This window comes from Aquiflexum sp. (assembly GCF_041751335.1).
Taxonomy (GTDB): domain Bacteria; phylum Bacteroidota; class Bacteroidia; order Cytophagales; family Cyclobacteriaceae; genus Aquiflexum.
This window is the reverse complement of record NZ_JBGSXS010000082.1, coordinates 1-3,739: the sequence shown is the minus strand read 5'-3', so window position 1 is coordinate 3,739 and position 3,739 is coordinate 1. Positions and strand designations below refer to the sequence as shown.

The following is a 3,739-nucleotide window of genomic DNA, read 5'->3' as shown; positions in this document are numbered from 1 at the left end:
ACTTCAGTCAATTCCTTCAATACAGGTCCCAAAAATCCAGATAAATTCCTTAGAAATGGAAAGCCGGTAGGTGCTTTAGAGGGCTGGTATGTAGATATTGTTTCGAATGAAGCAGCAGATTGGATCTCCACAAAAAGAGATAAGAAAAAACCTTTTTTTATGATTATCTCTACCAATGAACCTCATACACCCATTGATCCCCCTACAAATTTTGCGGACAAATATGACAATGCCCAAGTCCAAGAAAAATCAAATTCCATTAAATATGGAGGATACGATAGACCCTTAAATGACCTCTCTGTTTATCAAAAGGAATATTATGGAACTGTATCTCAAATTGATGATAGTTTTGGAAGATTAATGGCCTATTTGGATAAGAAAGGCTTAAAGGATAATACCTTGGTTGTATTTACCAGTGACAATGGTCCGGAATATCCTGTGAACCTGGGGGAGTCCAATGGAGAATGGAATGATCCTATTCGGGACAAATGTTTTGGATCCCCAGGTGAATTGAGGGGGATGAAACGGTTTCCTTACGAAGGAGGACATAGAGTTCCCGGAATTGTCAGGTGGCCTAACCGTATCCCTAAGGGCATAGTGAGTGATAAACTATTCAACGGAACCGATTTTCTACCGACTATTAGCAATCTCGCGGGTGCCCGCCTTCCCGAAGACAGGACCATTGACGGAACAGACGCATTTAATGCATTTCTCAATAAAGAATACGAAAGGGAAATTCCACAAATCTGGTTTTTCCCTGTCGGATATTCTCATTTGCCGGGAATGGCCCACAGGGCAATGCGGCAAGGGGATTATGTATTGATCGCCAGCTTACCTGCTTCTTGGAAAAATTTTAATACTGACAATGAAAAAGGAAAAAATAGGGACGTTGATTGGATCAAGACAGCTGTCCCCTCTTCTTTTGAATTGTACAATATTAAAGATGATCCTTCCCAAAGCAATGATTTAGCGATTAAGGAATACGGAACCCTGTTGGAATTAATTCCCAGAATGCAGCGATTGTGGCTAGACATAAGGGATGAAGGGCCTTGGTGGGGAAGAACCTTAAATTAAATAGTGAATGGGCACATCTTCAAATTATAATATTTAAATCAAATTTTGACCAAAATAAGTACCTTAAATAGAATGAATAGAATCAAAAACGTACTGCAAATACCACTGTTATTTCTAATAATTTCAGGTTGTAATACAAAGAATGGTGGTAATGATACCGAGTCTAAAATTGTTCAGGAATTTACACTGCTTGAATCAGATCTACCTGAATATGAGAAAAACATAGACCACAAGGGGCTGCTTACCGCTTTGGGTGACCGTCATGGGGAATCAATTAGGACGGGGGAGCACATTTACAACAATCTTTGTTTCAATTGCCATGGCAACAAGGAACAGGAAGGGTCAATCCCCAATGCATTTAAATTTTGGAAAGATTCATTCAAGGTAGGTAAAGATCCCTACTCAATTTACCAGACCCTCACCCGGGGATATGGCTCTATGCCACCGCAGGTTAATTTATCGCCTGTTGAAAAGTATGATATCATCAATTACCTGCGTGAAGCTTTTCTGCAAAAAGATAATCCTGAACAATTTTTCGAAATTGATTCAGTTTATCTAGCAAGTTTGCCAACAGGTTCGTCTACAGGTCCGGCTCCTAAAGAATTTAAACCATGGGCTGAAATGGATTATGGTAATTTTTTGATCAACACGTATGAATTGGTCGGATTGAACGCAGCTCCCAGAGAGCGATCCAGTGGCCCCATTCAGCCACTTAAAGATGAGAACTATATAAATTCCAATTTTGCCTACAAAGGAATCGCTGTAAGATTAGACCAGGGAGAAGGAGGGGTAGCGGCAGGTAAAGGTTGGATGATGTTTGACCATGATCTAATGAGAGTGGCGGGTGCCTGGACCGGAGAGGGTTTTATAGATTGGGAAGCAATTTTATTCAACGGGAGACACAATATATCGCCAAGAACGGCAGGTGATCTTCATTTTGAAAACCCTGTTGTTCCGGCTTGGGCCAATCCCAATACAGGGGCTTTTGAAGACCCCAGGTTTATGGCAAGAGACAAAAGAAAGTTTGGTCCATTGCCCCGGGAATGGGCGCATTACAAAGGACTATATCAATACCGGGATCGGGTTATTATCTCTTATACCGTAGGTCAGGCAAAAATATTGGAAACATTTGGAATGGAAACATTTGAAGATCATCCGGTATTCACAAGGACCTTAAACATTACTTCTTCTGACAAGCCACTGAAAATGAGAATTGCCCCAAGCGGTACAGCTGTTGCTATTTTAGGAGAGGGAGGGGTATTGAAAGATCAAGATGGGTTTGTCCTGATGGAGCTGCCTTCGTCTCAATCATTGAAAATTAAGTTGTTGATTGCCAAAAAAGGAACGAAGGGACTTCAAGCATATGCCAAAGACTCTAATTCACCTGAATCATTGGAACAGCTCATCAAAGGTGGCCCAGCAAGGTACCCTCAAAAACTAACTTCCGAAGTGTTGAAAGGGGAGCAAGAAGGTCCTTTTCAAGTGGATATCCTGAACCCGCCATTTGACAGCCCCTGGAAAAATCAATTCAGATTAAGTGGACTTGATTTTTTCAGAGATACCAACAAAGGCGTTATCTGTTCTACAGATGGGGATGTGTGGTTGGTGGAAGGATTCACCAAAAATGCAGGAAATCTCACTTGGCAACGCATAGCCTCGGGCTTATTTCAACCTTTAGGTATCAAGGTTATCAAGGAAGAGATTTTTGTCACCTGCAGGGATCAGGTCGTGAGGTTACACGATTATAATGGAGACAGAGAAACGGATTTTTATGAAAGTTTTAACAATGATCATCAAGTCACAGATCATTTTCATGAATTTGCGATGGGGCTTCAAGCCGACAAAGATGGAAACCTTTATTATGCAAAAAGTGCTCGTCATGCCCGAGAAGCCTTGGTTCCTCAGCATGGGACTTTGATCAAAGTGAGTAAAGATGGCTTGAAAACGGAAATTATGGCCAATGGCTTCAGGGCAGCAAATGGTGTCTGCATCAATCCGGATGGTACTTTTATAGTAACCGATCAAGAAGGCCATTGGAATCCCATGAACCGAATCAACTGGGTGAAAAAAGGAGGTTTTTATGGAAATATGTTTGGATATAATCCTCCAGCTGATAGCACAGAAAATGGGATGGAACTTCCCTTGGTCTGGGTCGAAAGAGAACGGGATCAATCTCCGTCTGAACTACTTTGGGTAGACAGCAAAAAATGGGGGGCTTTGAATGGAAAACTTCTCAACTTCTCCTATGGCTATGGAAAAATCTTTGTGGTTCCTTTCGAAAAGATAGGAGAGCAAGTACAAGGTGGGATTTTTGAATTGCCTATTCCGCGGTTTTCTACAGGTGTAATGAGAGGCCGGTTCAATCCCGGAGATGAACAACTATATTTGTGCGGCTTATCAGCCTGGGGGTCTACCCAACCCCAATTGGGAGGTCTTTATCGGATAAGAAAAGTAGAAAAACCAATGGTTATTCCGATAGGAATCAAAGCAACCTCAAAAGGCATAGAACTGACCTTTACCGACTTATTGGATGAAGGAAGCATAAATAATATTTCCAATTATACAGTTAGGACTTGGGATCTTTTGAGATCCAGAAAATACGGATCCAAACATTATAATGAAAAAACATTGGAAGTGACAAAAGCCGTTTTGGGAAAGGATAAAA

Annotated in this window: 2 protein-coding genes; both read left to right on the top strand. The window is 41.3% G+C overall.

Annotation, left to right across the window (positions count from 1 at the left end; translation table 11 throughout):
• Positions 1–1,074 (top strand): sulfatase (locus ACEW8U_RS05075; protein ID WP_373520953.1); only part of this gene is annotated, 1,074 nt, incomplete at its 5' end.
• 72 nt (positions 1,075–1,146) lie between these two features.
• On the top strand, positions 1,147–3,739 hold a 2,593-nt coding region (locus tag ACEW8U_RS05070), incomplete at its 3' end, for a DUF6797 domain-containing protein (RefSeq protein ID WP_373520952.1).